Genomic DNA, 26638 nt, shown 5'->3' with positions numbered 1-26638 from the left:
CCCGCGGCGCTTTTTTGCCGAGCCGAAACGCGGGTCGGCAGCATTCGAAAAGAGCTCAGCGAACCGGAGTTTTCTGCTGATAGGCGCAGTAGCCGGGGCGTGGACCGACATGAGGATGGTTGCGGCAGGTGTCCGGACGCTTGGCGTAGACGGTGCACAGTCGGGTTTTGCGATCGAGATAGAGGCAGTCACCGTTAGCCAGGCGGGTCAGCGTGAAGATCCCGTGCTTCTGGTTGAAATGCTCGACGATGCCGGCTTTGCTCAAACGCTTGGCCACGTTCTTGGGTGGCTCGTCACGCTCAAAGGCATCGACCACTTCCAGACGGATCAGGTCATCTATCCGTACTTCGACCGGCAGCGTGCAACAAGTGGCATGGCAATCCCGGCACATTCCGTTGCTGTAACGGGCCCATGTTTCCAGGCGGTCGGGTTCGGCAGAGGCGATCAATCGAGTCTTCACGGTGGCGGTATCGGTAATGGCGGCGCGCGATCATAACGACACGCGGTGGAATTTCCAGCGAATCCGACGAGTCGAACGCCGGACAGACGGTCGCGCAGAGTGAGCTGAAACCTGCAAACCTGTCTGTACTGCCGTTTGCCGAGGTGGCCCGGCGCCGCCATGAACCCCTCATTTCCTCTTTCCCAGCTCCACGAGGTCTGTCCATGACGCAAGAAACGACTGCTCCCACTGCTGATGATGTCGCGGCTTTTCGCGAAAACGTGATCAGCAAGCTGACCTATTCGATCGGCAAGGACCCTGAGCACGCCTCCGACCATGACTGGTTCGAGGCGGTTGCGCTGGCGACACGCGACCGCATGACTGATGAATGGATGGCACGTACGCGTCAGGTCTACCAGGAAGGCAAGAAGCGCGTTTATTACCTTTCCCTGGAATTCCTGATCGGTCGGTTACTGACCGACAGCCTGAGCAATCTGGGCCTGCTCGAGATCGCGCGCGAAGCGCTGGCCGGTGTCGACGTCGATTTTGACCGCATTCGTGGCCTCGAGCCGGATGCGGCGCTGGGCAACGGAGGCCTGGGGCGTTTGGCGGCATGCTTCATGGAAAGCATGGCGACGCTCGGTATTGCCGCACATGGCTACGGCATTCGTTATGACCACGGCCTCTTTCGGCAGGCCATCGTCGACGGCTGGCAGCATGAGCAAACCGAGACCTGGTTGAATTTTGGTAACCCCTGGGAGTTCGAGCGCCCTGAAGTCAGCTATCTGATCGGCTTTGGCGGCAGCGTGGCGGCAATGCCAGCTACCGGCAGCAACCCGGAGCAGTCGCGGCATTTCTGGCACTGGGCGGAGGGCGTGCGGGCCATCGCTTACGACACGCCGGTGGTGGGCTGGCGCGGTGCGAGCGTCAACACGTTGCGCCTGTGGCGTGCCCGCGCCGAGGCTGACTTTCATCTGGAGCGTTTTAACGCTGGTGACCACATCGGCGCGGTCGCCGAAGAAGCGCGTGCCGAAGCCATTTCTCGGGTGCTATACCCGGCGGACAGCACGGAAGCGGGCCAGGAGCTGCGTCTGCGCCAGGAGTACTTCTTCGTCGCCGCCTCCTTGCAGGATCTGTTGCGCCGCCATCTGGAGCAGCGCGGCACTCTGATGAATCTGCCGGAGTTTGCGGCCATTCAGCTCAATGACACGCACCCGGCCATCGCCGTCGCCGAGTTGATGCGATTGCTCGTCGACGTGCATGACGTCCCATGGCGCAAGGCTTGGGAGCTGACCGTCGGCACACTCTCCTATACCAACCACACGCTCTTGCCCGAGGCGCTGGAGACCTGGCCTGTCGGGCTGATGGAGCGTCTGCTGCCGCGACACATGCAGATCATCTACCTGATCAATGCGCAGCACCTCGACGCGCTTCGCGAGCGCGGCGTACACGATCTCAAGCTGCTGCGTTCGGTGTCGCTGATCGAAGAGGAACACGGTCGTCGCGTTCGTATGGGCAACCTGGCGTTCCTCGGCTCGCACTGCGTCAACGGCGTGTCGGCACTGCACACCGGTCTGATGCGCGAAACTGTATTTACCGACCTGCATTCGCTGTATCCCAAGCGGATCAGCAACAAGACCAACGGCATTACCTTCCGCCGCTGGCTGTACCAGTCCAATCCGCAGCTGACGCAGCTGCTGGTCGAGCATGTCGGCGAAGAACTACTTGATGCGCCGGAAACGATGCTGCACAAGCTTGACCCCTATGCCGATCAGCCGGATTTCCGCGCACGCTTCGCCGCGCAGCGGCTGGGCAACAAGCAAGTGCTGGCGCGCATGATCCAGGAACGCCTGGGTATCACCGTCGACCCGAACGCGTTGTTCGACGTGCACGTCAAACGCATTCACGAATACAAGCGTCAGCTGCTCAATCTGCTGCATACCGTCGCGCTGTATCAGGCGATTCGCTCAGACCCGGGCGGCCACTGGGTGCCGCGGGTGAAGATCTTCGCCGGCAAGGCGGCGGCCAGTTACCACACCGCCAAGCTGATCATCAAACTCACCAACGATATCGCCCGGACCATCAATGACGATCCGACGGTGCGTGACCTGCTCAAAGTGGTGTTCCTGCCGAACTACAACGTGAGCCTGGCCGAGCGCATCATTCCGGCGGCCGACCTTTCGGAGCAGATTTCCACGGCTGGACTCGAGGCGTCTGGCACCAGCAACATGAAGTTCGCGCTCAACGGCGCACTGACCATCGGCACCCTCGACGGTGCCAATGTGGAGATGTGCGAGCAGATCGGCGCCGAGCATATGTTTATCTTCGGTATGACCGCTCAGGAAGTCGAAGCGCGTAAGCAGGCCAATGAATACAACGCCGAAGCCACCATCATCGGCTCGCCGCGACTCAACGAGGTATTGATGGCGATCCGCAACGGCGCGTTCTCCGCCGACGATCCGGGCCGTTATACGGCCTTGATCGACGGGCTCAAGTGGCATGACACCTTCATGGTGTGTGCGGACTTCGAGTCTTATTGGAAGGCCCAGCTGGAGGTGGAGGCGCGCTGGCGCGATGCCGATAGCTGGTGGCGTTCGGCGGTGTTGAACACGGCCCGTACCGGCTGGTTCTCGTCGGACCGGACCATCCGCGAGTACGCCGAGGAGATCTGGAAGGTGCTGTGACGGTGCTGCTGGCCGAAAGGCAGGCCTGCTCTGCAGGGTTGTCTTCAGGCTGCGGTCGGCTAAGGGGTGGCTTTGAAGGTAGCGGTGCAGGCACTTTGCCGCTTCGCTGAACTCTGAGCGGCATCGGCAGGTCTGAGGGGGGTTAGTTTCCCCTTGGCCTGCTAAACTGCGCGGGTTTTTTCATCCTCCGGAGCCATTCCATGTCACGCGTAACCCTGAGTCGCTACCTGATCGAGCAGACCCGCAGCAACAACACCCCTGCGGATCTGCGCTTCCTAATCGAGGTAGTGGCTCGAGCGTGCAAGGAAATCAGCCACGCCGTGTCCAAAGGCGCGCTGGGCGGCGTCCTCGGCGCTACCGAGACCGAGAACATCCAGGGCGAAGTGCAGAAGAAGCTGGACGTGTTGTCCAACGAAATTCTGCTCGAAGCCAACGAGTGGGGTGGTCACCTGGCTGGCATGGCCTCCGAGGAAATGGATAACGCCTACCAGATCCCCGGTAAGTACCCCAAGGGCGCCTACCTGCTGGTATTCGACCCGCTGGACGGCTCCAGCAACATCGATGTCAACGTATCGGTCGGCACCATCTTCTCCGTGCTGCGCTGCCCGGACGCATGCTTCTCCCAGAATGATGCGTTGGGCGAGGAAGCCTTCCTTCAGTCAGGCACCAAGCAGGTCGCAGCCGGTTATGCCATCTACGGCCCGCAGACCATGCTCATGCTGACGCTGGGCAACGGCGTCATGGGCTTCACCCTAGATCGCGAGCTGGGCAGCTTCGTGCTTACTCACGAGAACATCCGCGTCCCGGAAAGCACCGCCGAGTTCGCCATCAACATGTCCAATCAACGTCACTGGGAAGCTCCGGTACAGCGTTACGTGGGCGAACTGCTGGCCGGTTCGGACGGCCCGCTGAACAAGAACTACAACATGCGCTGGATCGCCTCGATGGTGGCCGACGTGCACCGCATCCTGACCCGTGGTGGCATGTTCATGTACCCCAAGGACTCCCGCGAGCCTGGCAAGGCCGGCAAGCTGCGCCTGATGTACGAGGCCAATCCTATGTCCTTCATCATCGAGCAGGCCGGCGGCGCCGCAACCACCGGCACCCAACGCATCCTCGATGTACAACCCGAATCCCTGCACCAGCGCGTACCGGTCTTCTTGGGCTCCAAGGAAGAAGTGGAGCGTGTGACCGGCTACCATCAGGGCTGACGGTTTGTCCTCGCCGTCGCAGGATCTGCTGAACTGGTGGTTCGGCGGGGGCGCGACGGCCGTTGAAGTCTCCAATGACAAGAGCCGGCTGTGGTTCGGTTACACCCCGCAGCAGGATGCCGAAGCCCGCGAGCGCTTCGGTGAGCTGGTCGAAAAAGCACTGGCAGGCGAACTGGACCACTGGGCCGAGTCACCTCAAGGCTGGCTAGCATTGGTGTTGCTGCTCGATCAGCTTCCTCGGATGATCTACCGAGGCACGCTGAGGGCTTTCTCGGGCGACGAGCATGCGCTTCAGCTCGTTCGCGACGGCATGGCCCATGGTGGCGATGTCCTGCTTGCGCCAATCCAGCGCGTCTTCATCTATCTCGTTCTCGAACACTCGGAAAACCTCAGCGTTCAGGATCAGGCGGTGCAGCAGTTCGAATCGCTGCACAACATCGCCGATGCTGATGAGCGTAAGGTGTTTGCTGACTTCCTCGACTTCGCCGAGCGTCATCGGCAGGTGATCGCCCGCTTCGGCCGCTTCCCACATCGCAACGAGGTGTTGGGGCGCTTATCCAATGAGGCCGAACTGGCCTTTCTCGCCCAGCCCGGCTCGCGCTTTTAGCGGTGCTGAGGAACCTTCCCGGGCGACTCGCTTCCTAATCTCATATCCGCTAGGCGCGGCCAAGTACGGCCAGCTGCCGATTACCAAGGAACCCGCCATGTCGTTGCGCCATTTATCGCTGATCGCCGTTGTCGTCCTGCTGGCAGCATGCAGCCCCGTGACCCAGGAAAATTTCGCCAAGCTCCAGGCCGGTATGTCCCGTGCAGAAGTCGAGAAGTTGCTGGGCAAGCCGGGCGAATGCGCCGGAGCGCTTGGCATGTCGAGCTGCACCTGGGGTCAGAAGAACCGCTTCATCAGCGTTCAGTTCGCGGGCGACAAAGTCATGATGTTTTCCGGCCAAGGCCTGAAGTAGGAGCTCCCATGCGTTTATTCATCGCGTTGTGCTGCACTTTACTGATCGTGGGGTGTGCACGTTCCGTTTCTGATGCCGATGGTCCCGAAACGGTTGGTCAGGTGGACCTGCAGCGTTACCAGGGCACTTGGTACGAGATCGCTCGGCTGCCGATGTTCTTCCAGCGCAACTGCGTGCGGTCGGAGGCTGAATACCGTTTGCAGGACGACAGCAGCGTGGCGGTGACCAATCGCTGCGAAACAAAAGAGGGCGAATGGCAAGAGGCCACAGGGCGCGCAGTACCTCAGCAGGCCAGGCAAACGGACAAGCTCTGGGTACGCTTCGATAATTGGTTCAGCAAACTGTTCCCAGGCCTGACCAAGGGCCACTACTGGATTCTCTATCTCGATGAGGGCTATGAGGTGGCGCTGGTGGGCAGCCCTGACCGTGACTACCTCTGGCTGCTGGCTCGCGAAAAAGAGATCGATAAGACGACACGCGACCAGCTGCTCGAACAAGCCCGTAAGCGCGGCTTCGATGTCAGTGAGCTGATCTGGCGCGGCGAGCCTTCCTGACGCTTGACCGGCTGCTGCCTGATGGGGCGGCAGCTGGAGGTGAGAAGGTCTAGTCCCAGGTCAGGCGTGCCAATTGCCATTCACCGTCCGTTCGCCACCATTCCAACTGCACGTTGTAGTGGCCGACACGCTGGGGCAGCAGACCTTCTGCGCCGGTTAGAGCCACCTGAGCCTCGCTGTAACCCTTGTCGGGATACGTAGAGTCGATCCAGCTACGGTGGTTGAGTGCAATCACTCGCACGTTGCGATGACGGAGGAACATCAGCGTGGCCGTACGCTTTACCCAGTCCCGGTCCAGCTCGCCATTGGCCATGAACTCCGGATGAATTCGCGATATGAGTGCGCGGTTGTCTTTGTTTTCCAGGCTGTCCTGCAGCGATTTCGCGGCCGCTTCCAGCTCAGCCTGAGAATCTTCACGACCGCATCCAACCAGTATCAGGGCTAGCGCCACAGCAGCTGCGGCTAATTTCCATACGGGCATGCCGAACCTCTCGAACCTCGTTATGATGCCGGAAACGTCAGGCGGGACTTCGAGCCCGCGCACCGACCACGGAGTGTGCCATGCAGACCTTGTATCCGGAGATAAAACCCTACGCCCGGCATGAGCTGGCGGTGGAAGCGCCGCACGTGCTTTATGTCGACGAGAGTGGATCACCGGAGGGCCTGCCCGTGGTATTCGTCCATGGCGGCCCGGGCGGCGGCTGTGATGCATTGAGCCGGCGGTTCTCCGATCCGAATCTGTATCGCATTATCACGTTTGATCAGCGCGGCTGCGGCCGCTCCACGCCGCACGCCTGCCTGGAAAATAACACCACGGCGCATCTGGTCGCCGACATGGAGCACATTCGCGCGCATCTCGGCATCGACAAGTGGGTGCTGTTCGGCGGCTCATGGGGCTCTACGTTGTCGCTGGCGTACGCTCAGGCGTTCCCTGAACACGTACATGCGCTGATCCTGCGCGGCATCTTTCTTTGCCGGCCGAAGGAGTTCTCCTGGTTCTATCAGGAAGGGGCCAGTCGCCTGTTCCCCGATTACTGGCAGGACTTCCTGGCGCCCATCCCGCCCGAAGAGCGCGGCGATCTCATGCAGGCTTACTACCGCCGCCTGACCGGTTCCGATCAGATCGCCCAGATGCACGCGGCAAAGTCCTGGTCATGTTGGGAGGGGCGCACCGCGACCTTAAGGCCCAACACCCAGGTTGTGGATCGATTCTCGGACACCCATCGAGCGCTGGCCATGGCCCGCATCGAGTGCCACTACTTCGTCAACGACGCCTTTCTCGAGCCAGATCAACTGCTGCGCAATATGCACAAGATCGCGCACCTACCAGGCATCATCGTTCACGGCCGCTATGACGTGATCTGCCCGCTGGAGAATGCCTGGGAGCTGCACGAGGCCTGGCCCAACAGCGAGCTGCAGATCATCCGCGAAGCCGGGCATTCGGCATCCGAGCATGGCATCTGTGACGCGCTGGTGCGCGCTGCGGCCGATATCGCTCATCGCCTGCTGGATCTGCCGCCAGAGGAAGCCTGATGAAGGCCTTGATCCAGCGTGTGCGGCATGCACGGGTCGAGGTGGAAGACGAGGTGGTCGGTTCTATCGACCTGGGCTTGCTGGTACTGGTCGGTGTGGAGCGTGACGATGACCACGCCCGCGCCGACAAGCTTTTGCACAAGTTGATGCGTTATCGGGTATTCAGTGACGAGCAGGGCAAGATGAATCGCTCGCTCGGCGACGTTGGCGGCGGTCTGTTGCTGGTTTCCCAATTCACCCTGGCGGCAGACACGGGCAGTGGCCTGCGGCCTAGCTTTTCCAGCGCTGCACCGCCGTCACTTGGTGAAGAACTCTATGACTACCTGCTCGCCCAGGCGCGGTTGCAGCATGCGCAAGTTGCTTCTGGGCGCTTCGGCGCCGACATGCAGGTCCATCTGCAAAACGACGGGCCGGTGACCTTCCTTCTTGAGACTTGAGGGGCCGCAGATCCGTCAGTGCTTCGACGCTTCAAGCCCGTTCTCGTGCAGCCAGGTGATCGCATACTCACGCAGCTGCACGGTTTGATAGTCCAGCCAGGCCTGGCGGACCTCAGGGAAATCTTCGAGCTTGAAGTCGAAATTTCGTAGCGGCTTGCGCCCCTTAAGGGCATCGCTGAGCAACGCGTGGGCGCTAGGGTCGTGCTGAGTGAAGAGGAACGCCTCACGCATCGCGATCGACTGCGCCAGCTCGAGTGGCTCTATATGCAGGTAGCGGTCTTCCTGCACGTCGTACTTCTCGTTGACACCTGGTGCTGTTTCGCCGGGGAAAACCGCACGAATTTCGCCGGATTCCAGGTCCAGATAATGCTCGCTGGCATCCCGATTATCGAGTGCGTACTCCAGACGGTGAAGATCAATGGTCAAGGGGCGCATGGCAACTACTGTTATTAGGGTTCACAGTCTCTGACATGCGTGCACCGAGTGCGTGCGCTACGTTCATCGGTACTGCGTCGCATCTTCGATCTGAAGTCTCAGAAAAGACGCGCCAGCAAGGCGCTGACAGCTGTCTCTACCCGCAGGATGCGGTCTCCGAGCTGTACGGGTTGCAGGCCAGCATCCGCCAATTTCTCGATTTCGTAAGGAATCCAGCCACCTTCAGGTCCGATGGCGAGCGTTACTGGTTCGCTCAGGGCGCGAGGGCAGGCGGGGTAATCACCTGGATGGCCGACCAGACCTCGTGTGCCTGCTACCAGCTGCGGCAGGCGGTCTTCGACGAATGGCTTGAAGCGCTTCTCGATAATGACTTCGGGCAACAGAGTGTCGCGTGCCTGTTCCAGTCCCAGCAGCAGCTGCTCGCGCACGGCGTGAGGCTCGAGGAAAGGCGTCTGCCAGAAGCTCTTCTCCACGCGGTAGCTGTTGAGCAGAACCAGCCGCGGCACGCCCATGCAAGCCACAGTCTGTAACACCCGACGAAGCATTTTCGGCCGTGGCAGGGCGAGGAGCAGCGTTATTGGCAGTTTTGCGGGTGGCGCCTGGTTCAATTCGATCGTCAGCTCGGCTTCGGCTGGATCGAGGCGTACCAGTCGTCCCATCCCCATATCGCCACCGAGCAGGCCGACCCTTAAGCTTTCGCCCGCTTCGGCGCGATGGACTTCCTGGATGTGCGTGAGGCGGCGATCACGCAGCACCACCCGATCGGCGGCGACAAAGTCGGCCGCCTCCAGCAACAGCAGGTTCAAGGGCGGGGGTCAGGTGGCAGGTCGCTGGTGTGCGTCTGGCCGTCTTCCGCGTCGCCGCGGAACTCTTCGTCGCGTTTCTTCACCATGCTGCCGCAGATCAAACCTGCTTCGAACAGAATCCACATCGGTATTGCCAGCAGGGCCTGGGAGAAGACGTCTGGTGGGGTCAGCACCATCCCGACGACAAAGCAGCCGACTACGACATAGGGGCGACTTTTGCGCAGCGTGGCCACGTCGACGATGCCTACCCAGATCAGGAGGAAAGTCGCCACTGGGATTTCGAAGGCCACACCGAAGGCGAAGAACAGTGTCAGCACGAAATCGAGGTATTGGCCGATGTCGGTCATCATGGCCACGCCCTCGGGCGTGACGCTGGCGAAGAAGCCGAACATGATGGGGAACACGACGAAATAAGCGAACGCCATGCCGCCATAGAACAGGAAAATGCTGGAAATCAGCAAAGGCACTGCAATCCGCTTTTCATGCTTGTACAGGCCTGGCGCGATGAAGCTCCAGATCTGATGCAGTATCACCGGCATCGACAGGAACAACGCCACCATCATGGTCAGCTTGAAGGGTGTCAGGAAAGGCGAGGCCACCCCAGTCGCGATCATCGTCGCGCCTTCAGGCAGATAGGCCCGCAGCGGTGCGGCGACAAGCGAGTAAATCTGCTGGGAAAAGTAGAACAACGCGCCAAACAGCAGCAAGATTGCAATTACACAGCGCAGCAGGCGTTTGCGCAGTTCCGTCAGATGGGCAACAAGCGGCATTTCCTGGTCATCAGTGGAGGTATTGCTCATGGTTCGGCAGGTCTGTCCGGACGTGGTACGGGGGCTGTTTCGGCGGGCTTGGCTTCTTCAGCTGGCGGCGAGGTTGCGCTGAGATTGCCTGCGTCCGGCGGCGGCGTTGCCGATTGCGGGGACGGGCTGCTGGCGCTCGGTGAGCTGGGCATGATGCTCTGCTTCATCTCGCGCTCCAGATCGAGGATGCGCTCGTTATGCAACTGACGACGAATCTCGTCGGCGCCGATCTCGCGCTCAACCTCTGACTTGATATTGGCAAAGCTGCGCTTGGCCCTGCCAATCCACAGCCCTGCGGTGCGCACGGCGCCGGGCAGACGCTCCGGGCCCAGCACAAACAGCGCAACCAGGCCGATCAGTAGCAGTTCGGTGAAGCCGATATCGAACATGGCGCCTCAGTTCTTCTTCGTCGGATCTTCGACCTTGCGGGCCTCGGCATCGATGGTGTGGCTCTGTTTTTCTTCGACGCTGGGCTTTTCCTCATCGGTGCCCATGGACTTGCGGAAGCCCTTGATCGCGTCGCCCAGGTCGGAGCCCAGGCCCTTGAGGCGCTTGGTGCCAAAAAGCATGACCACGATGAGCAGAACGATCAGGAGTTGCCAGATGCTGATTCCACCAAAACCCATGCTGCAGTACTCCGTAGTTGTCTTTGTCAGGATTGCGGGCGTGCGGCTTTTTCCGCGTGCCCAGAGAGACCGAATCGCCGGTCCAGTTCGTCCAGTACCGCCTGTGGATGCTGATCCAGAGCAGCCAGCATTACCAGGCTGTGAAACCATAAATCTGCGGTTTCATAGATCAAGTCGCTGGCGTCGCCGCTGACGGCTGCATCCTTGGCGGCGAGAATCGTTTCGACCGACTCTTCGCCAACCTTTTCGAGAATCTTGTTCAAGCCCTTGTGATAGAGGCTAGCCACGTAGGAGCTGTCTGCCGCTGCACCCTTGCGGGCTTCCAGTACTTCGGCCAGACGGGCGAAGGTGTCACTCATGCTTGTGCTCCGCGTAAATGGCATGCGGGTCCTTGAGGACAGGTTCGACGGTCTTCCAGTCGCCATTTTCGAAGACGCGGTAAAAACAGCTCTCGCGGCCCGTATGGCAGGCGATGCCGCCGATCTGCTCGACCATTAACACAACGACGTCTGCATCGCAGTCCAGGCGCAGTTCATGAAGCTGCTGTACATGCCCCGACTCCTCGCCCTTGCGCCACAGCTTGCCACGCGAACGTGACCAATAGATGGCGCGGTTTTCCTTTACCGTAAGGGCCAGCGCTTCGCGATTCATCCAGGCCATCATCAGGATGCGTCCGGTCTGATGATCCTGGGCTATAGCCGGCACCAGGCCGTCTTCGTTCCAGTTGATTTGGTCCAGCCAGTCCATCGAATTCTCCGCTCAATGCCCCAAGTGTGCCAGCCTCGCCGACCGCTGGCTATCGGCGCACCACGATGTAAACGCCGGCGGCCAACATCAGCCAGGAAGGCCAGTTAGTGACCAGTGCATAACTCTCCGCGCCCGCCGCCAGCGTAGCGCCGCCGCCCAGCAGTACCGCGCCGACAAGGCGCAGCGGCCAGTGTCGGCGTTCATTGCGCCAGGGCGGTGGCAGGTTGTTTGCGTGGGGGTTGGACATGCGCTCCAGCAGCTCGCGCGTCATGCCAGCCAGATGTGGCAATTGTTCGACCTGAGTCTGTACGTTCTTCAGCAATTGCTTAGGGCTCATGCGCTCGCGCATCCAGCGTTCCAGGTAGGGTTGGCCGGTGGCCCAGAGATCCAGCTCGGGATAAAGCTCGCGTCCCAACCCCTCGATGTTGAGCAGGGTTTTCTGCAGCAGCACGAGCTGCGGCTGGACTTCCATGTTGAAACGCCGGGCGACCTGGAACAGGCGCACCAGCAACTGGCCGAAAGAGATGTCCTTGAGTGGCTTCTCGAAAATCGGCTCGCAGACCGTGCGAATGGCTGCCTCGAACTCGTTGACCTTGGTCTCTGCCGGCACCCAACCCGAGTCGATGTGCAGCTGAGCGACCTTGCGGTAGTCGCGCCTGAAGAAGGCCATCAGGTTGCGCGCAAGATAGTCCTGGTCTTCAGGCGTGAGGCTGCCGACGATGCCGAAATCCACCGCAATGTACTGCGGGTTCCACGGTTGATGGGTGCTGACGAAGATGTTGCCGGGATGCATGTCGGCGTGGAAGAAGCTGTCACGAAAGACCTGGGTGAAGAAGATTTCCACGCCGCGCTCGGCCAGCTGCTTCATGTCGGTACGCTGCTCGGCCAGACGCGTCATGTCGGTGACCGGCACACCGTAGATGCGCTCCATGACCAGGACCTGTGGCCGGCACAGATCCCAGTACACCTGCGGCACATAGAGCAGTGGCGAGCCCTGGAAGTTGCGCTTGAGCTGACTCGCGTTGGCCGCTTCGCGCAGCAGGTCGAGCTCGTCGTAGATGGTCTTGGCATAGTCGTCTACCACTTCCACCAGGTGCAGGCGACGGGCTTCGTTCGACGCGCGCTCGGCGGTCTTGGCCAAGAGGAACAGCCAGGCAATGTCCTGACTGATGATCGGCCGCAGATTCGGCCGGACGACCTTGACCACCACTTCTTCGCCGCTGCGCAGCTTGGCTGCATGGACCTGCGCGACCGAGGCGGAGGCGAGCGGCTTGCTGTCGAAGCGGGCGAACACCTCACCTACAGACGCGCCCAGCTGGCGCTCGATCAGCGCCGTGGCGATGCCTGAATCGAAGGGCGGGACCCGGTCCTGCAACATGGCCAGCTCTTCGGCAATGTCCAGTGGCAGCAGGTCGCGACGGGTCGAGAGAATCTGGCCGAACTTGATGAAGATCGGCCCCAGCCCTTCAAGTGCCAGGCGCAGCCGCGCGCCACGGGACAGCGTCGCGTTGCGCCGTGGCAGCCAGCGCCACGGCAGCAGATAGCTGCTCGCGCGCAGCCACCAGGGCATTGGCAGGTCGAGGATGATGTCGTCCAGGCGGTAGCGGATCACCACCAGCAGGATGCGAAACAGGCGGCGAGTCGCGGCGAACAGCTTCATTCGGATCGGTCTGGTTTCAGGGAGTGGGTGAGCCGCTCGACGCGGGCCTGGAGGCGGTCGAGGTCGAGCTTGATCTGGTCGAGTTCAGCGAAGCGGGCTTCGGCTTCGGCAGCGCCCACCAGCGTCCGCGATTCTTCGTTGAGATAGTCGGCCAGGTCTTGGCGCAGGCTGTCGGCACTCTGACGGACCCACGCAGCCTGGCCGCGCAAACCGGACCCCAGCAGTTGCGTGGCGACCGGCCCAAGCAGGCGAGAGACTTCGTACTCCCAATCGAGGTCGAGGTCCTGCAGGATTTCGGCAAGGCTCATCAAGACCCCGCTGTCGCCGTCTATCTCGACATCCGGGCCATGCAGCATTGCGGTCTTGTTACGGCTGGTTGCCAGGCGCACCAGGCTGCTCGCGGGGGCGCGCAGACGGCAATCGGGTTCGCTGCCCCAGTCTTGGGCGAGGCGCAGGCCTTCGCTATCTGCGAGAACGAACAACCGCCAGGCCGGCGCCGTGCAGTCGATCTCAATGATGCGACCGTTGAGCCTGGCCAGCCGCGGCAGGGCAGTAGGGTCCAGGCGCAGCGCGGCATTGATCGCTCGCTCAGCGCCGGCCAGCACGGCAGCGCGAAACATCAGGGCTTGATGCCGCGGTGCAGGGCGACGATGCCGCCGGTCATGTTGTGGTAGGTAACGCGCTCGAAGCCGGCGTCGGCCATCATGCTCTTGAGCGTCTCCTGATCAGGATGCATGCGGATCGATTCGGCCAGGTAACGGTAGCTTTCCGAGTCATTGGTGATGAGCTTGCCCATCATCGGCAGCAGGCTGAACGAATAGGCGTCGTAGGCCTTGGAGAAGAACTGATTGGTCGGTTTGGAGAATTCCAGCACCAGCAGCCGGCCGCCGGGCTTGAGCACGCGCAGCATGGAGGCGATGGCGTCTTCCTTGTGCGTTACGTTGCGCAAGCCGAAGGCGATGGTCACAACGTCGAAGTGGTTATCCGGGAAGGGAAGCTTCTCGGCATCGGCTTGGACGAACCGGACGTTGCCTGCCACGCCCTTGTCCAGCAAGCGGTCACGGCCGACCTTGAGCATCGAAGCGTTGATGTCGGCCAGCACGACTTCGCCAGTCGGGCCGACGATGCGCGAGAACTGACGTGCCAGATCGCCCGTACCGCCGGCAATGTCCAGCACGCGATTGCCATGGCGCACGCCGGACAGCTCGATGGTGAAGCGCTTCCAGAGGCGATGTACGCCGCCGGACATCAGGTCGTTCATCAGGTCGTACTTGGCGGCTACAGAATGAAATACCTCGGCCACCTTTTGCGCTTTCTCGCTCTCCGGCACGTTCTTGTAGCCGAAGTGGGTGGTGGGCTCTGCGTCACGCTCTTTGCGGGGATCGGTCATGTCACTGTCACCGGAAGAATGTGCCGGCATTCTAAACCTAAAACCGGTGTCGAGCGCGAAGCCGCGAGCGGCAAGTCAGCGCAGCGAAGCTTGGTCTGCGGGCGTCCCGACCGCCGGCACCCAAGTGTGGCGGCTGGTATAGTGCGCGCCTTTTTTCGGCCGCAGCCAGGAGTCGTCATGGCCCGCATCATTGTTGAACGCACCCACACCTTAGGTCGCGAGGCTGCTCGGGAGAAAGCTGAACAGCTCGCCGCCAAGCTTGCGGCTGACTACGGCGCACGCTGCGAATGGCAGGGCGACGTGCTGGCAGTGCGCCGCAGTGGTGCGGACGGCCGCATCGAAGTCGAGGAAGACCGGGTCAGGGTGCTGCTAAACCTCGGTCTGCTGCTGTCGGCGATGGGCAGTAGCGTGCAGGCCCAGATCGAGCGCGCGCTGGACAAGGCATTGCAGGCCTGACCCTGATGGGTGGATATCGTTTTTATATCCCCCATGCTTTTTGCTCGCCGGCGCGTGACGGTGGATCGGTGAAGCGTGATCCACCCTACGGTCCGGTCGTCAGCGCATCAGCTTGGGCGGTGATGGCCCGAGCACGGGATTCTTCTGGCTGCTACCAAGACGCCGAGGCACGCGTAGGGTGGATGTCGCTTTTCACATCCACCGTGCTTTCGCTGGTGACGCGGATTTGGTGGATCGGTGAAGCGGTGAAGCGGTGAAGCGTGATCCACCCTGCGGTCCTGTCAGAGCATCATCTTGACTGGCGAGATGTCCGGGTCGCGGGACTTGCCGGCGGCGGCCAGCGCATCGAGGTAGTCGTCCCACAGCTGTTGCTGATTGCTCGCCAGGTGGTAGAGGTAATCCCAGGTATAAAGGCCGCTGTCGTGCCCATCGCTGAATGTCAGTTTCAGCGCGTACTGACCAGCCGGCTCGATGCCCTCCAGCGCGACATTGATCTTCCCCGTCTGCAGAATCGGATTGCCGTGCCCTTGGACCTCGGCGGAGGGCGAGTGCACGCGGAGAAACTCGGCTGGCAGCACATGGCGCTGCTCCGGGCCGTACTCCAGCTCAAGCGTCTTGGAGAGTTTGTGCAGCTTGATGGCGGTAGGAATGCGCATGCGGTGCTCCAGGCTACTTGAGGCGAGCCAGGAGCCGGCGCTTGCGCGCTTGCAGCTCCAGGCGCGCCACCGTGCCGATTAAAGTATGTAGCGTGACAGGTCTTCGTCTTCGGCCAGCTCACCGAGGTGGCTATTGACGTAGTCGACGTCGATGCGAATGGCTTCGCCGTTCTGCTGTCCGGCCAGATCGCCAGCACTGAAAGAGACCTCTTCCAGCAAGCGCTCGAGCAAAGTATGCAGCCGGCGGGCGCCGATATTCTCGGTCTTCTCGTTGACCTGCCAGGCGATTTGCGCCAAGCGCTTGATGCCGTCTTCGGTGAATTCGATGCCCAGCCCTTCGGTCTTCAGCAGCTCACGATACTGCTCGGTGAGCGAGGCGTGCGGCTCGGTAAGGATGCGCTCGAAGTCTTCCGGCGACAGCGGCTTGAGCTCGACGCGAATCGGCAGACGACCCTGCAGCTCCGGCACCAGATCGCTGGGCTTGGACAGGTGAAACGCGCCTGATGCGATGAACAGGATGTGATCGGTCTTGACCATGCCGAGCTTGGTGTTGACCGTGCTGCCTTCGATCAGCGGCAGCAGATCGCGCTGCACGCCTTCGCGTGACACATCGGCGCCGCTGGTGTTGCCGCGTTTGGCAACCTTGTCGATCTCGTCTATGAAGACGATACCGTGCTGCTCCACGGCTTCCAGTGCGCGGGCCTTGAGCTCTTCCTCGTTAACCAGGCGCGCGGCTTCTTCATCACGAACGAGTTTGAGCGCGTCCTTGATCTTCAGTTTGCGGCTCTTCTTTTTGCCCTTGCCCATGTTGGAAAAAAGGCTCTGCAGCTGATTGGTCATTTCCTCCATGCCCGGCGGGGCCATGATTTCGACGCCGCCTGGGTTCTCGGCGACTTCGATATCGATTTCCTTGTCGTCGAGCTGGCCCTCGCGCAGACGCTTTCGGAATAGCTGGCGGGTGTTGGAATCGTTGCTTTGCGCAGGTTGCTCGTCATTGAACCCGGCCGGCCTGGCCTGGGGCAGCAGCGCGTCGAGGATGCGCTCTTCGGCCGCGTCTTCGGCGCGATGACGCATCTTCACCACTTCCTGCTCACGCAGCATCTTCAGGGCTGCATCGGCCAGGTCACGGATAATGGATTCGACGTCACGGCCGACATAACCAACTTCGGTGAACTTGGTCGCTTCGACTTTGATGAAGGGTGCGTTGGCCAGTTTGGCCAGGCGGCGGGCGATTTCGGTCTTGCCGACGCCGGTCGGGCCAATCATGAGAATGTTCTTCGGCGTCACTTCAGGGCGCAGCTCGGCGGGCAGCTGCATGCGCCGCCAACGGTTGCGCAGGGCGATCGCGACGGCACGCTTGGCGTCGTCCTGGCCGATGATATGGCGGTTGAGTTCGTGGACGATCTCGCGGGGCGTCATGGACATGGTGCGGTACTCCGGGGCTCGAGGGCGATCAGATCGCGCTATCGAGCTCCTCGATGGTGAGATTCTGGTTGGTGAAGACACAAATGGTGCCGGCAATGTTCAGTGCGGTTTCGGTGATGTCCTGCGCGGACATGCTCTGGTCACCCTTCAGCATTAGCGCCATGGCCGCTGCCTGGGCAAAGCCGCCGCCGGAGCCCATGGCGATCAGGTCGTTCTCTGGCTGCACGACGTCGCCGTTGCCGGTGATAATCAACGAGGCGTCCTTGTTGGCTACGGCGAGCATGGCTTCCAGACGGCTCAGCGAGCGGTCGGTACGCCAGTCTTTGGCCAGTTCGACAGCGGCACGGACGAGATGGCCCTGATGCTTTTCTAGCTGGCCTTCGAAACGCTCGAAGAGGGTGAAGGCATCGGCGGTGGCGCCGGCAAATCCTGCCAGGACCTGCCCGTGATAGAGGCGGCGCACTTTCTTGGCGTTGCCTTTCATCACGGTGTTGCCGAGGGAAACCTGGCCGTCGCCGCCCATGACGACTTTGCCGTTGCGGCGTACTGAAACGATGGTGGTCAAAAGAAAATCTCCACGCAGTGGGGCGATAAATGCCCGAATGCGCTTGATATGGGGGACGCTGCGGCGCATTTCAACCGGCGGCGGAATTTCGCTCGGTAAAGCCCCGGCGCATGGCCGGGGCTCTGGTCGGCAGCTGGGTCAGGCGGCACCGACTCCAGCGGGTGGGTCAGGCTCGACCGGCACCGTGGGGTCGTCGCTGAACGCGATGACCTTGCGCAGCCTGACGGGGATCGACTTGGCCGCCGGCACCTTGCTCCGCTCGGCGTGGTGCCAGACCGGCAGCAACGCATTGCATTCGGGGTAATAGCCGGCGCAACAGCCTTCGGGAATGTTGTACGGCGTCACGCGCAGGGGGCCGACCGAGCGATGCACGCCGTCATGCACCACGGTGACCGCTTCGATCTTGTCGCCTTCGGCCAAGCCAAGGCGGGCCATATCGTTGCTGTTCATCAGGATCACCGCACGGGTGCCCTGGATGCCGCGGAAGCGGTCGTTGTAGCCATACACCGTGGTGTTGAACTGGTCGTTGCTACGCAGCGTCATCAGTTGCAGGACATCGCGGAGCTCGTGGCCGCCGTCTTCGGTATCCGGGTCTTCGGACAACGACGGCGGGTTGATGAAGTTGGCCTTGCCGGTCTCGGTGTCCCATTCGCGCTTGCTCGCACCCAGGGGCCGGTGGAAGCCGCCCGGCTCCATCATGCGCACGTTGAAGTCGTGGAAGATCTCTGGATAGCTCTCAGCGATGGCATCGCGCACCAGGCCGTAATCGGCGACCCAAGCGTCCCAGTCGAGATTCGGGTTGTCCACCAGCGAGGCTTTGGCCAGCCGCGCGACGATGGCCGGCTCCGACAGCAGCTTGTCGCCCGCAGGCTCTGCCACGCCCCGCCAGGCGCGGATGCAGCCGGTGCTGTCCTCGGTGGTATTGCGTTGCTCACCCGTGGCTTGGCGATCGATTTCGGTTCGGCCGAGACAGGGGAGAATGTAGGAAATCTTGCCGGTTACCAGATGATTGCGGTTGAGCTTGGTGGATACCTGTACCGACAGTTGCAACTTGCGCCAGGCCGGCTCCATCTGCAGGGTGTCCGGGATCGCCCGGACGAAGTTGCCGCCCAGCGCGACGAAGCCCTTGACCTTGCCCGCCAGCATGCCCTCGCAGGCCTCGATGGTATTCATGCCGTCATCGGCTGGCGGCTCGAAGCCGAATTGCCGCCGCAGATTATCCGCCGGGACTTTCTTTGCTTTTTCGGTGATGCCGACGGTGCGCTGGCCTTGCACATTGGAGTGACCGCGCACTGGCAAGATGCCTGCGCCTTCCTTGCCCATGTTGCCGCGCATCAGCAGCAGGTTGACGATCATCTGGATGGTCTGCACGCCATAGCGATGCTGCGTTACACCCATACCATACGCTGCAATGACCCGCTGGCAACCGGCGTAGCCAACGGCTGCTGCCTCCATCGCGCCGCGGCTGAGGCCGGAGCGGCGCTCCAGCACCGGCCAGCTGTAACCGCGCATGCGTGACTCGAAGGCTTCGAATCCGTGGGTGTGCTCTTCAATAAAGGCTACATCTAGTACCCGTGGCCGTCCGGCGGCGACCGCGGCGTCGTCCATTTCGAAGAGTGCCTTGCACATGCCGGCGATGGCCGCGATGTCGCCACCGATCTTCACCTGGTGATATTGGGTGCTGATCTTGGTTTCATCCGGGGTCATCATTTCCCGGGGCGATTGGGGGTTCACGAAGCGTTCGAGTCCGCGCTCGCGCAGTGGGTTGAAGGTGATGATCGGGGCGCCACGTTCGCGGGCTTCCTGCAGCTGATGGAGCATCCGCGGGCTACAGGTACCGGTGTTCTGGCCGAAGAACAGCATGCCGTCCATCTTGTGCAGATCGTTAAGGGTCACGGTCGCCACCGGCACGCCGATGCTTTCGGGCAAGGCAACGGAGGAGCTCTCGTGACACATGTTGGAGCTGTCGGGCAGGTTGTTGGTCCCGTACATGCGCGCAAGGACGGCGAACATGTAGGCGGTCTCAAGTGCAGCCCGCCCCGACATGTAGAAGACCACCTCGTTGGGGTCGGCCATCGCCTTGAGCTCCCTGCCGATTTCTTCGAAGGCCTGGTCCCAGCTTACGTCGAGGTACTTGTCGGTCGCCGGGTCGTAGCGCATCGGGTGAGTAAGCCGGCCCTGCTGCTCCAGGTCGAAGTCGGTCCAGTTCAGCAGTTCGGTTACCGTGTGGCGGCTAAAGAACTCCGGTCCGCAGCGGCGCGTGGTGGTTTCCCAGGCCGTGGCCTTGGCGCCGTTCTCGCAAAAGGCCAGCGGCCGTGATGGATGCGGCTTGGCCCAGGCGCAGCTGACGCAGGCGAACCCGTCGATTGGCTTGTTCTGTTTCAGCAGCAGCGCAGCGCCTGAGAGAGTGACCTTCTCACGGATAAGGATATTGGCGACCGAAAAGGCCGAACCCCATCCGCCCGAAGGCGCATGGTAAGGCTTGAACGTTGGCTGGCTCACGTCGTTCTCCTGTGCGGTGCGGGAGGCTCCCGCTGCGGCATGTAGCGGCAATGACTACTAGGTACGACGTGGTGCCGGTATGAATGTTCAACCTCACTGATGACAGGGTTTTTCGCCAGAGGCGGCTTTTCACTCGAGGGCGAAATCCAGCTGCCGCCAGGCCTCGTAGACCGCGATGGCAACGGTGTTGGAGAGATTCAGGCTGCGACTGTCGGGCCGCATCGGCAGACGCAGTCGCTGTTCGTTGGGCAACGCATCGCGGATCTCGGGCGGCAGGCCTCGGCTTTCCGGCCCGAAAAGAAAAGCATCGCCACGCTGGAACTGCACTTCATGGAAAGGCTGCGAGCCCTTGGTGGTGAACGCAAAGAGGCGCGTCTGGCCAATGCTCTTCAGGCAACTGTCCAGATCGGCGTGACGCTTGAGCGGCGCGTACTCGTGGTAATCCAGGCCCGCGCGGCGCAGACGCTTGTCGTCCAGCTCGAAGCCCAGAGGCTCAATCAGGTGCAGGCTACAGCCGGCGTTGGCGCAGAGCCTGATAATGTTGCCGGTATTCGGCGGGATTTCCGGTTGAAAAAGGATTACATGAAACATGCGCGGCACCGACTCTGAAGACGACCGGCATTCTACTGCGGCAGGCGACCCTGCGGCGGACAACCCGCTACCTCGCTTGCGTCGACGCTATTTCGCCTCGCTGGTGCTGCTCGGGCTTCTACTGGGTTCGTTTATTGGCCGCGTCACCGCGCCCGGGCCGGTGCAGTTGCTGCGAGTGGAACCAGTCGCCGATGGCTTGCAGCTCTGGTTCACGCGCGAGCCGGAGCTCTACAGCCAAGACGTCGACGGCGCGGTCGGCATGCTGTTTCAGGCTGAAGGCAGCGCGGCTAACGGGCGGATCGAGAATGCCGGCGCCGGGGTTGGCTGGCGTCTGCAGAGCACCGAGAAGGGGCTGTTGCTGCATTTCGTGGCCACCCGACCGCTGGGTGCCGAGTGGGAAGGAGAGAAGCAGGACGGTGACTGGTTGCTGAGAGTGCGAGTCGCGCCGCGCTGATCACGGCGCTAGCGCTCGACAATCAGTTGTCATCACCTTCGTCGTCATCGCCACCGTCGGCGCCCATGCCCAGTTCCTTGATCTTTCGGGTCAGGGTATTGCGGCCCCAGCCCAGCAGGAGGGCAGCATCACGGCGGCGGCCGGCGGTGTGCTTGAGAGCTGTCTCGATCATGATTCGCTCGAAGGCCGGCACCGCTTCGTCGAGCAGGTTCGACTGGCCGCGGGCCAGCGCCAGATCCGCCCAGTGGCGTAGCGCCTGTTCCCAGTTGTTCGAAGGCATGGCATCGGCGGGCTGGCTGAGCAGCTCGGGCGGCAGGTCGCCGACATGCACCTCGCGACCAGATGCCATAACGGTGATCCAGCGGCAGGTGTTCTCCAGCTGGCGCACGTTGCCCGGCCAAGGGAGGTTCTGCAGATACTCCTCTGTTTCCGGCTTGAGCAACTTCGTCTCGACCGAGAGTTCGGTCGCGGCATTGGCCAGAAAGTAACTCGCCAGCGTCGGGATGTCTTCTCGGCGGTCGGAAAGGCGAGGGATATGGATGCGTATGACGTTCAGGCGATGGAAGAGGTCTTCGCGAAACTTGCCAGCCTGTACCAGGGTTTCAAGATCCTGGTGGGTGGCGGCGATGATGCGTACATCGACCTTGACAGGCGTGTGCCCGCCGACCCGATAGAACTCGCCATCAGCAAGCACGCGCAGAAGGCGGGTCTGGGTATCGGCCGGCATATCGCCGATCTCGTCTAGGAACAGCGTGCCGCCGTCGGCCTGTTCGAAGCGGCCGCGGCGCTGATTCGCAGCACCAGTAAAGGCGCCTTTCTCGTGGCCAAACAGCTCCGATTCCATCAAATCCTTCGGAATTGCGGCCATGTTCAGCGCAATGAATGGCGAAGCCGAGCGCGGACTGTGACGGTGCAAGGCATGGGCGACCAGCTCTTTGCCGGTGCCGGACTCGCCATTGATGAGGACAGTGATATTCGAATGCGAGAGGCGGCCGATGGCGCGGAATACTTCCTGCATTGCCGGCGCTTCGCCGATGATTTCCTGGGTATGACGCTGATCCGTCGGAGCTTGGCCGAGCCCTTGTTGCTCCTTGGCGTGCTGGTTGGCGCGCTTGACCAACGATACCGCCTCATCCACGTCGAAGGGCTTGGGCAGGTATTCGAAGGCACCGCCTTGATAGGATGCTACAGCGCTATCGAGGTCCGAGTGCGCGGTCATGATGATGACCGGCAGGCGCGGGTAGAGGTCGCGGATCTGCGCCAGCATGTCGAGACCGCTTACGCCCGGCATGCGGATGTCTGAAATGATCACGTCTGGCTGCTGGCGAGCGAGTTTCGCCAGTACCCCGTCAGCGCTGTCGAAGCTTTGCGTGGTCATGCCTTCCTGCTGCAGGGCCTTCTCAAGGACCCAACGGATGGAGCGGTCATCGTCGACAATCCAGACAGTTTCGCTGCGGCTCATGCGGTAGGTGCTCCTTGTTCCAGCGGCAGGAAGATCGAGAACGCGGTATGCCCGGGATGGCTTTCGCATTCGATCAGCCCCTGATGCTGACTGATGATGTTCTGGGTAATGGCCAGACCGAGCCCGGTGCCGTCAGGGCGTCCGCTGACCATTGGGTAGAAGAGGGTGTTCTGCAGCTCGGCGGGAATGCCCGGGCCGTTGTCGATGATTTCGATGCGCGCGACCAGGCGGTGGCGGATGTGGCCGATGGTGAACTGGCGCAGCGTGCGGGTGCGCAGGGTTAGCCTGCCCAGTCCGAGTTCGTTCTGGCCGGCCAGCGCCTGCATGGCATTGCGCATGATATTGAGCACGGCCTGGATCATCTGCGAGCGGTCCATCAGGACTTCAGGAACGCTCGGGTCGTAGTCGCGCACCAAAATGATGCTGCCCTGGTACTCGGCTTCGATCAGGCTTGCCACGTGCTCGAGTACTTCATGGATATTTGTCATCGACAGCGATGGCAGCTTGTTCGAGCCGAGCATGCGGTCGACCAGATTACGCAGGCGGTCAGCTTCCTCGATGATGACGCCGGTGTAGTCCTTCAGGTGTTCTTCTGGCAGTTCGCGGGCCAGCAACTGGGCGGCTCCGCGAATGCCGCCAAGCGGGTTCTTGATTTCATGGGCAAGGCCACGAACGAGCATCTTGGTTGTTTCCTGCGTCGACAGCTGCGCCTCTTCCTTGGTGATGCGCAGCAGCCGGTCGCGTGGCAGTACTTCCAGCAACAGCATGGTTTCCTGGCGGGTCAATACTGGCGTCACGGCGTAATCCACCGTCAGTGATTGGCCGCTTGCAGAGGTGAGGGTCGCTTCCCGCTTGGTGAAGGGATGCGCCTCTTCGACAGCCAGGCGCAGCGCGGCCAGGGCTTCGGATGATTCTGTAAATAGTTCGCTGATGAATTGTCCGTGGCTGCGCTGGCCGCTTACGGCGAGCAGCATCTCGGCCGCTGGATTCATGTACTCCAGGCGCAGGCGCGAGTTAAGCAGCAACGTGGCGGTGGTGAGATTCTCGATCAGCAGGCGCTGTAGGGCTTCGTTGATCATGGCAGTCTGCATCCGGTGTGTGGGGCAGGAAATGCAAGAAGCAAACCAAAGCGCTCCTTTTCGGCGCGGCACCGCATGTGCTGGCGCTCCAGAGCAGGGCGTCGACTGAAATGTGGAGCAAGGATGGGGATGGTTGAATCTATGCACCAATCAGGTGCATAGCATGATCACAGAAAGGGCACGAAGGGAATATCTTTCTTTTCTTTTGGCTTGTCCTTCAACGGGCATTCCGGCCGAACGCCGTAATCGGCCTTCTTGCAAGGGTTAACCATTCGTCGTTGAGCAAGCGAGGTTCGCATCATGTGGACCGTTCGCGGTGCGCTGCCGTGCACCGTCTCGCCCTTGCCGTCGATCACCTCAACCACCAGCAGATGACTGCCACGATCCACATTCTCGAGGACGATAACCGGACTCGTGCCGGGCGATCCTGCTGCTGCGCCGTCCACCAACAGTCGGTACTGGTGGCCTGGGTGCAGCGGTGGGGCGCTGGTCACGCTGACGGTTAGCGTTCCTGCATTGTTGCGGATGGTGGCTTCGGCATCCGGATGCACGATTTCAAGCAGGGTGTAACCCGGTACTGGGGCCTTCATGACCTTCACTGGAGGTGTGGTGTTCGGCACGGGCTGCGCAGGCATGCTGTTCGACGGCCTCGTCTCGACCGCTTCTGCTGCCTGTCCGCCGGGGCGATCGGTGAAAACCCGGTTGCCCTCTGCGTCGATGTAGCTATAGATCGCAGCGTTCGAAGACAGCGAGAGCAAGAGCAATAGTCCAAGCAGTCCGGGCCGCACGGCGTGCATCATCGACGAGCCGGGCTTGAAGTGTGGACGCGCTGAACAGTGAACTGCTCCTGAGCGCTTTGCAAAACCTGATCGCCATCGAGAACTTCGACCTGAAGCATATGAGTACCACGGTCGATGTTCGTCAGCTGCAGGGACGTCCCGCTGCTCGGCTCGCCCTGTGGATCACCGTCCAGTAGAAAGCGGACGCGATGACCCTGTTTCAACGGCGGGTCAAGTTGGGCGTTGACGACGAAGGTGCCGTTGTTAGCACGCAACGCTTGCTCATCGGGAACGCCGCCGATGGACAGGCTGCGGTAAGGCTGCTGCCGGTCGCCACCGCTTTGTTCGTCGGCCAGCGGAGGCGGCGCCTCTGGCGTTTTGATATTCACTGTATTGGCCGGCGGCAGGTCGACGGTATCTGCCTTGACGCCTTCCGGAGGCTGGTTGGTGTAAACCGTGTTGCCCTTGTCGTCGGTGTATTTGTAGATCTGGGCCATGGCCGGTGCCATGAGTACGAGTAGCAGGCTGAACAATGCAATGCGCATGGGAAGCTCCGCAGGGTGGGATGCAGGGAAGCCTTGCACCGCGCTAGCGGCTAGGCAAGTACAAGCGTTGCGATTTGGGATGGACGCCACCACCGCTGGTGCTCCCAAGTCGCAGCGTCATAGCTTAATGACAGCGCAAAAACGAAAAGGCCTCCCGAAGGAGGCCTTTCTGTCACGCGGACCGGATCAGACGCTGTAGTACAGGTCGTATTCCAGCGGGTGAACGAAGGTACGAACCTTGATTTCTTCCTCGCTCTTCAGCTCGAGGTAGGCATCGATGAAGTCATCGGAGAACACGCCGCCCTTGGTCAGGAACGCACGGCCCTTGTCGAGTTCTTCCAGGGCTTCCTTCAGGCTGCCGCACACCTGCGGGATCAGCTTGCCTTCTTCCGGCGGCAGATCGTACAGGTTCTTGTCAGCGGCATCGCCGGGGTGGATCTTGTTCTGGATGCCGTCCAGGCCAGCCATCAGCAGTGCGGCGAAGCACAGGTACGGGTTGGCAGCCGGATCCGGGAAGCGTGCTTCGATACGGCGGGCTTTCGGGCTGGAAACGTACGGGATACGGATCGAGGCGGAGCGGTTGCGAGCCGAGTAGGCCAGCATGACCGGTGCTTCGAAGCCCGGGACCAGACGCTTGTAAGAGTTGGTCGACGGGTTGGTGAAGCCGTTCAGCGCCTTACCGTGCTTGATGATGCCGCCGATGAAGTACAGGGCGGTCTCGGACAGGCCGGCATAGCCTTCGCCAGCAAAGGTGTTCTTGCCATCTTTGGAGATGGACATGTGCACGTGCATGCCCGAGCCGTTGTCGCCATATAGAGGCTTCGGCATGAAGGTCGCGGTCTTGCCGTAGGCATCGGCCACGTTATGCACGCAGTACTTCAGGGTCTGAACTTCGTCAGCCTTGTTGACCAGCGTGTTGAACTTGACGCCGATTTCGTTCTGACCGGCAGTCGCCACTTCGTGGTGATGCACTTCTACAACCAGGCCCATCTCTTCCATGGCGTTGCACATGGCGGTACGGATTTCGTGGTCGTGGTCGCACGGCGGGACGGGGAAGTAACCGCCCTTGACGGCAGGGCGGTGGCCCTTATTGCCGCCTTCGACGTCCTGGTCGGTCATCCAGGAGCCCTGCTCGGAGTAGATCTTGAACATGGAGCCGGAAATGTCGGACTTGAACTTTACTTCGTCGAAGATGAAGAACTCAGGCTCCGGGCCAACGAATACGGTGTCGCCGATGCCGGTGGACTTGAGGAATTCCTCGGCGCGCTTGGCGATGGAGCGTGGGTCGCGGTCGTAGCCCTGCATGGTGCTCGGCTCGACGATGTCGCAGACCAGAATCAGGGTTGGCTCTTCGGTGAATGGGTCCAGAACGGCGGTTTCATCGACCGGCATCAGGATCATGTCGGAGGCTTCAATGCCTTTCCAGCCATGGATGGACGAGCCGTCGAACATCTTGCCGTGTTCGAAGAAATCTTCGTCATGAGCGTCGCGGGCCGGAACGGTCACGTGATGCTGCTTGCCCTTGGTGTCGGTGAAGCGCAGATCAATCCACTTCACATCGTAATCTTTGATCAGTTGAAGCGACTTCGACATGGTGCTCTCCAAGTGGTGGAAGCGTTGACAGGTTGCTTCCGAAATCTAGGGGTGAAGCCGAGCGGGGATACTCCGTCACGGCGACCTGCCTCACAAGGGAGCAAATTGCATGCCAGTGCTCCGAGATGGGTCCGAGGGCTATTTAAAGGCCGTTTGGGCGTCTCGAAGTCTTATTAACTGGATATCCATCGCTCCTGTTGCACTGTATTGGTGCCAATAAAAGCGCTGTTGTTCCATTTAAGTGCAAAGC

General features: G+C 61.3%; 31 protein-coding genes. 9 read left to right on the top strand and 22 right to left on the bottom strand.

Annotation, left to right across the window (positions count from 1 at the left end):
- Positions 1 to 55: 55 nt before the first annotated feature.
- A complete protein-coding gene (locus NA619_RS18275) occupies positions 56 to 460 on the bottom strand; it encodes a YkgJ family cysteine cluster protein (protein WP_255963226.1) in 405 nt (134 codons plus the stop codon).
- Positions 461 to 663: 203 nt separating this feature from the next.
- Between NA619_RS18275 and NA619_RS18270 the strand changes: the two genes are divergently transcribed.
- The 5 genes from NA619_RS18270 (at position 664) to NA619_RS18250 (ending at position 5847) form a co-directional block, all read left to right on the top strand.
- Entirely contained in the window at positions 664 to 3123 is a 2460-nt protein-coding gene (locus tag NA619_RS18270; RefSeq protein WP_255963225.1) for a glycogen/starch/alpha-glucan phosphorylase, read from the top strand.
- Positions 3124 to 3323: 200 nt separating this feature from the next.
- Complete coding sequence (locus tag NA619_RS18265; protein ID WP_255963224.1) at positions 3324 to 4334, top strand: class 1 fructose-bisphosphatase; 1011 nt, start codon at positions 3324 to 3326, stop codon at positions 4332 to 4334.
- A gap of 4 nt (positions 4335 to 4338) precedes the next feature.
- Positions 4339 to 4941, top strand: a complete 603-nt coding sequence (locus NA619_RS18260) for a DUF924 family protein (RefSeq protein ID WP_255963223.1) — start codon at positions 4339 to 4341, stop codon at positions 4939 to 4941.
- Positions 4942 to 5038: 97 nt separating this feature from the next.
- Complete coding sequence (bamE, locus tag NA619_RS18255) at positions 5039 to 5293, top strand: outer membrane protein assembly factor BamE domain-containing protein (protein ID WP_255963222.1); 255 nt, start codon at positions 5039 to 5041, stop codon at positions 5291 to 5293.
- Positions 5294 to 5301: 8 nt separating this feature from the next.
- On the top strand, positions 5302 to 5847 hold the full coding sequence (locus NA619_RS18250) for a lipocalin family protein (RefSeq protein WP_255963221.1): 546 nt from the start codon (positions 5302 to 5304) through the stop codon (positions 5845 to 5847).
- A gap of 49 nt (positions 5848 to 5896) precedes the next feature.
- Here NA619_RS18250 and NA619_RS18245 read toward each other — a convergent pair whose 3' ends face one another.
- On the bottom strand, positions 5897 to 6328 hold the full coding sequence (locus NA619_RS18245; RefSeq protein ID WP_255963220.1) for a hypothetical protein: 432 nt from the start codon (positions 6326 to 6328) through the stop codon (positions 5897 to 5899).
- Between the two features lie 80 nt (positions 6329 to 6408).
- On the opposite strand from NA619_RS18245, the gene pip reads away from it, so the two are divergent.
- A complete protein-coding gene (gene pip / locus NA619_RS18240; RefSeq protein ID WP_255963219.1) occupies positions 6409 to 7380 on the top strand; it encodes a prolyl aminopeptidase in 972 nt (323 codons plus the stop codon).
- Positions 7380 to 7817, top strand: coding sequence for a D-aminoacyl-tRNA deacylase (dtd, locus tag NA619_RS18235; protein WP_255963218.1), 438 nt, complete (start codon positions 7380 to 7382; stop codon positions 7815 to 7817). The genes pip and dtd overlap by 1 nt, the downstream gene beginning before the upstream one ends.
- A 15-nt stretch (positions 7818 to 7832) precedes the next feature.
- Here dtd and NA619_RS18230 read toward each other — a convergent pair whose 3' ends face one another.
- The 10 genes from NA619_RS18230 to ubiE form a co-directional block, all read right to left on the bottom strand.
- On the bottom strand, positions 7833 to 8252 hold the full coding sequence (locus tag NA619_RS18230) for a UPF0158 family protein (RefSeq protein ID WP_255963217.1): 420 nt from the start codon (positions 8250 to 8252) through the stop codon (positions 7833 to 7835).
- Between the two features lie 98 nt (positions 8253 to 8350).
- Positions 8351 to 9058: a 16S rRNA (uracil(1498)-N(3))-methyltransferase gene (locus tag NA619_RS18225; RefSeq protein ID WP_255963216.1), complete on the bottom strand. Its 708-nt coding sequence runs from the start codon at positions 9056 to 9058 to the stop codon at positions 8351 to 8353.
- Positions 9055 to 9858, bottom strand: a complete 804-nt coding sequence (gene tatC / locus NA619_RS18220; protein WP_255963215.1) for a twin-arginine translocase subunit TatC — start codon at positions 9856 to 9858, stop codon at positions 9055 to 9057. Before tatC ends, NA619_RS18225 begins: the two co-directional genes overlap by 4 nt.
- Entirely contained in the window at positions 9855 to 10247 is a 393-nt protein-coding gene (gene tatB, locus NA619_RS18215) for a Sec-independent protein translocase protein TatB (protein WP_255963213.1), read from the bottom strand. Before tatB ends, tatC begins: the two co-directional genes overlap by 4 nt.
- Positions 10248 to 10253: 6 nt before the next feature.
- On the bottom strand, positions 10254 to 10484 hold the full coding sequence (gene tatA / locus NA619_RS18210) for a twin-arginine translocase TatA/TatE family subunit (RefSeq protein ID WP_131649419.1): 231 nt from the start codon (positions 10482 to 10484) through the stop codon (positions 10254 to 10256).
- Between the two features lie 26 nt (positions 10485 to 10510).
- A complete protein-coding gene (locus tag NA619_RS18205; protein WP_045160225.1) occupies positions 10511 to 10843 on the bottom strand; it encodes a phosphoribosyl-ATP diphosphatase in 333 nt (110 codons plus the stop codon).
- On the bottom strand, positions 10836 to 11231 hold the full coding sequence (gene hisI, locus NA619_RS18200) for a phosphoribosyl-AMP cyclohydrolase (RefSeq protein ID WP_255963212.1): 396 nt from the start codon (positions 11229 to 11231) through the stop codon (positions 10836 to 10838). Before hisI ends, NA619_RS18205 begins: the two co-directional genes overlap by 8 nt.
- Before the next feature lie 49 nt (positions 11232 to 11280).
- Complete coding sequence (ubiB, locus tag NA619_RS18195) at positions 11281 to 12891, bottom strand: ubiquinone biosynthesis regulatory protein kinase UbiB (RefSeq protein ID WP_255963211.1); 1611 nt, start codon at positions 12889 to 12891, stop codon at positions 11281 to 11283.
- Positions 12888 to 13511 carry a ubiquinone biosynthesis accessory factor UbiJ gene (locus NA619_RS18190; RefSeq protein WP_255963210.1) on the bottom strand — a complete coding sequence of 208 codons (624 nt, stop codon included), beginning with the start codon at positions 13509 to 13511 and terminating at the stop codon, positions 12888 to 12890. The genes ubiB and NA619_RS18190 overlap by 4 nt, the downstream gene beginning before the upstream one ends.
- The gene (gene ubiE / locus NA619_RS18185) at positions 13511 to 14281 is read right to left on the bottom strand and encodes a bifunctional demethylmenaquinone methyltransferase/2-methoxy-6-polyprenyl-1,4-benzoquinol methylase UbiE (RefSeq protein ID WP_255963209.1); all 771 of its coding nucleotides are present in this window, start codon (positions 14279 to 14281) and stop codon (positions 13511 to 13513) included. Before ubiE ends, NA619_RS18190 begins: the two co-directional genes overlap by 1 nt.
- A gap of 177 nt (positions 14282 to 14458) precedes the next feature.
- Here ubiE and NA619_RS18180 point away from each other — a divergent pair, with 177 nt between their 5' ends.
- Positions 14459 to 14737 (top strand): polyhydroxyalkanoic acid system family protein, encoded by a 279-nt coding sequence (locus NA619_RS18180; protein WP_255963208.1) that lies wholly within the window; start codon positions 14459 to 14461, stop codon positions 14735 to 14737.
- A 281-nt stretch (positions 14738 to 15018) separates the two neighbouring features.
- Here NA619_RS18180 and NA619_RS18175 read toward each other — a convergent pair whose 3' ends face one another.
- The 5 genes from NA619_RS18175 to trmL form a co-directional block, all read right to left on the bottom strand.
- Positions 15019 to 15393 carry a gamma-butyrobetaine hydroxylase-like domain-containing protein gene (locus NA619_RS18175; RefSeq protein ID WP_255963207.1) on the bottom strand — a complete coding sequence of 125 codons (375 nt, stop codon included), beginning with the start codon at positions 15391 to 15393 and terminating at the stop codon, positions 15019 to 15021.
- Between the two features lie 78 nt (positions 15394 to 15471).
- Positions 15472 to 16818, bottom strand: coding sequence for an ATP-dependent protease ATPase subunit HslU (gene hslU / locus NA619_RS18170; protein WP_255963206.1), 1347 nt, complete (start codon positions 16816 to 16818; stop codon positions 15472 to 15474).
- A 28-nt stretch (positions 16819 to 16846) separates the two neighbouring features.
- Positions 16847 to 17383: an ATP-dependent protease subunit HslV gene (hslV, locus tag NA619_RS18165; RefSeq protein ID WP_255963205.1), complete on the bottom strand. Its 537-nt coding sequence runs from the start codon at positions 17381 to 17383 to the stop codon at positions 16847 to 16849.
- 138 nt (positions 17384 to 17521) lie between these two features.
- Positions 17522 to 19885 carry an FdhF/YdeP family oxidoreductase gene (locus NA619_RS18160; RefSeq protein ID WP_255963204.1) on the bottom strand — a complete coding sequence of 788 codons (2364 nt, stop codon included), beginning with the start codon at positions 19883 to 19885 and terminating at the stop codon, positions 17522 to 17524.
- A 129-nt stretch (positions 19886 to 20014) separates the two neighbouring features.
- Positions 20015 to 20476: a tRNA (uridine(34)/cytosine(34)/5-carboxymethylaminomethyluridine(34)-2'-O)-methyltransferase TrmL gene (trmL, locus tag NA619_RS18155; RefSeq protein ID WP_255963203.1), complete on the bottom strand. Its 462-nt coding sequence runs from the start codon at positions 20474 to 20476 to the stop codon at positions 20015 to 20017.
- Here trmL and NA619_RS18150 point away from each other — a divergent pair.
- Positions 20475 to 20930 (top strand): hypothetical protein, encoded by a 456-nt coding sequence (locus NA619_RS18150; protein ID WP_255963202.1) that lies wholly within the window; start codon positions 20475 to 20477, stop codon positions 20928 to 20930. The genes trmL and NA619_RS18150 overlap by 2 nt on opposite strands.
- 22 nt (positions 20931 to 20952) lie before the next feature.
- On the opposite strand, the gene ntrC is transcribed toward NA619_RS18150, so the two are convergent.
- The 5 genes from ntrC to glnA form a co-directional block, all read right to left on the bottom strand.
- Positions 20953 to 22392 carry a nitrogen regulation protein NR(I) gene (gene ntrC / locus NA619_RS18145; protein ID WP_255963201.1) on the bottom strand — a complete coding sequence of 480 codons (1440 nt, stop codon included), beginning with the start codon at positions 22390 to 22392 and terminating at the stop codon, positions 20953 to 20955.
- On the bottom strand, positions 22389 to 23471 hold the full coding sequence (gene glnL / locus NA619_RS18140) for a nitrogen regulation protein NR(II) (protein ID WP_255963200.1): 1083 nt from the start codon (positions 23469 to 23471) through the stop codon (positions 22389 to 22391). The genes ntrC and glnL overlap by 4 nt, the downstream gene beginning before the upstream one ends.
- A 167-nt stretch (positions 23472 to 23638) precedes the next feature.
- A complete protein-coding gene (locus NA619_RS18135) occupies positions 23639 to 24271 on the bottom strand; it encodes a DUF4124 domain-containing protein (protein ID WP_255963199.1) in 633 nt (210 codons plus the stop codon).
- Positions 24268 to 24795, bottom strand: coding sequence for a DUF4124 domain-containing protein (locus NA619_RS18130; RefSeq protein WP_255963198.1), 528 nt, complete (start codon positions 24793 to 24795; stop codon positions 24268 to 24270). The genes NA619_RS18135 and NA619_RS18130 overlap by 4 nt, the downstream gene beginning before the upstream one ends.
- A gap of 186 nt (positions 24796 to 24981) precedes the next feature.
- Entirely contained in the window at positions 24982 to 26388 is a 1407-nt protein-coding gene (gene glnA, locus NA619_RS18125; RefSeq protein ID WP_255963196.1) for a glutamate--ammonia ligase, read from the bottom strand.
- Positions 26389 to 26638 lie beyond the last annotated feature (250 nt).

Source organism: Stutzerimonas stutzeri (assembly GCF_024448895.1).
Taxonomy (GTDB): Bacteria; Pseudomonadota; Gammaproteobacteria; order Pseudomonadales; family Pseudomonadaceae; genus Stutzerimonas; species Stutzerimonas stutzeri_Q.
The sequence above is the reverse complement of the archived record's forward strand: the minus strand, read 5'-3'. Positions and strand labels throughout refer to the sequence as shown.

Excerpts from the sequence above, each read along its gene's own strand:
- NA619_RS18270 (WP_255963225.1), top strand. The coding sequence starts at position 664 with ATGACGCAAGAAACGACTGCTCCCACTGCTGATGATGTCGCGGCTTTT.
- NA619_RS18265 (WP_255963224.1), top strand. The coding sequence starts at position 3,324 with ATGTCACGCGTAACCCTGAGTCGCTACCTGATCGAGCAGACCCGCAGC.
- bamE (WP_255963222.1), top strand. The coding sequence starts at position 5,039 with ATGTCGTTGCGCCATTTATCGCTGATCGCCGTTGTCGTCCTGCTGGCA.
- NA619_RS18250 (WP_255963221.1), top strand. The coding sequence starts at position 5,302 with ATGCGTTTATTCATCGCGTTGTGCTGCACTTTACTGATCGTGGGGTGT.
- NA619_RS18245 (WP_255963220.1), bottom strand. The coding sequence starts at position 6,328 with ATGCCCGTATGGAAATTAGCCGCAGCTGCTGTGGCGCTAGCCCTGATA.
- pip (WP_255963219.1), top strand. The coding sequence starts at position 6,409 with ATGCAGACCTTGTATCCGGAGATAAAACCCTACGCCCGGCATGAGCTG.
- dtd (WP_255963218.1), top strand. The coding sequence starts at position 7,380 with ATGAAGGCCTTGATCCAGCGTGTGCGGCATGCACGGGTCGAGGTGGAA.
- NA619_RS18230 (WP_255963217.1), bottom strand. The coding sequence starts at position 8,252 with ATGCGCCCCTTGACCATTGATCTTCACCGTCTGGAGTACGCACTCGAT.
- tatC (WP_255963215.1), bottom strand. The coding sequence starts at position 9,858 with ATGAGCAATACCTCCACTGATGACCAGGAAATGCCGCTTGTTGCCCAT.
- tatB (WP_255963213.1), bottom strand. The coding sequence starts at position 10,247 with ATGTTCGATATCGGCTTCACCGAACTGCTACTGATCGGCCTGGTTGCG.
- tatA (WP_131649419.1), bottom strand. The coding sequence starts at position 10,484 with ATGGGTTTTGGTGGAATCAGCATCTGGCAACTCCTGATCGTTCTGCTC.
- NA619_RS18205 (WP_045160225.1), bottom strand. The coding sequence starts at position 10,843 with ATGAGTGACACCTTCGCCCGTCTGGCCGAAGTACTGGAAGCCCGCAAG.
- hisI (WP_255963212.1), bottom strand. The coding sequence starts at position 11,231 with ATGGACTGGCTGGACCAAATCAACTGGAACGAAGACGGCCTGGTGCCG.
- ubiB (WP_255963211.1), bottom strand. The coding sequence starts at position 12,891 with ATGAAGCTGTTCGCCGCGACTCGCCGCCTGTTTCGCATCCTGCTGGTG.
- NA619_RS18190 (WP_255963210.1), bottom strand. The coding sequence starts at position 13,511 with ATGTTTCGCGCTGCCGTGCTGGCCGGCGCTGAGCGAGCGATCAATGCC.
- ubiE (WP_255963209.1), bottom strand. The coding sequence starts at position 14,281 with ATGACCGATCCCCGCAAAGAGCGTGACGCAGAGCCCACCACCCACTTC.
- NA619_RS18180 (WP_255963208.1), top strand. The coding sequence starts at position 14,459 with ATGGCCCGCATCATTGTTGAACGCACCCACACCTTAGGTCGCGAGGCT.
- NA619_RS18175 (WP_255963207.1), bottom strand. The coding sequence starts at position 15,393 with ATGCGCATTCCTACCGCCATCAAGCTGCACAAACTCTCCAAGACGCTT.
- hslU (WP_255963206.1), bottom strand. The coding sequence starts at position 16,818 with ATGTCCATGACGCCCCGCGAGATCGTCCACGAACTCAACCGCCATATC.
- NA619_RS18150 (WP_255963202.1), top strand. The coding sequence starts at position 20,475 with ATGCGCGGCACCGACTCTGAAGACGACCGGCATTCTACTGCGGCAGGC.
- trmL (WP_255963203.1), bottom strand. The coding sequence starts at position 20,476 with ATGTTTCATGTAATCCTTTTTCAACCGGAAATCCCGCCGAATACCGGC.
- ntrC (WP_255963201.1), bottom strand. The coding sequence starts at position 22,392 with ATGAGCCGCAGCGAAACTGTCTGGATTGTCGACGATGACCGCTCCATC.
- glnL (WP_255963200.1), bottom strand. The coding sequence starts at position 23,471 with ATGATCAACGAAGCCCTACAGCGCCTGCTGATCGAGAATCTCACCACC.
- NA619_RS18135 (WP_255963199.1), bottom strand. The coding sequence starts at position 24,271 with ATGATGCACGCCGTGCGGCCCGGACTGCTTGGACTATTGCTCTTGCTC.
- NA619_RS18130 (WP_255963198.1), bottom strand. The coding sequence starts at position 24,795 with ATGCGCATTGCATTGTTCAGCCTGCTACTCGTACTCATGGCACCGGCC.
- glnA (WP_255963196.1), bottom strand. The coding sequence starts at position 26,388 with ATGTCGAAGTCGCTTCAACTGATCAAAGATTACGATGTGAAGTGGATT.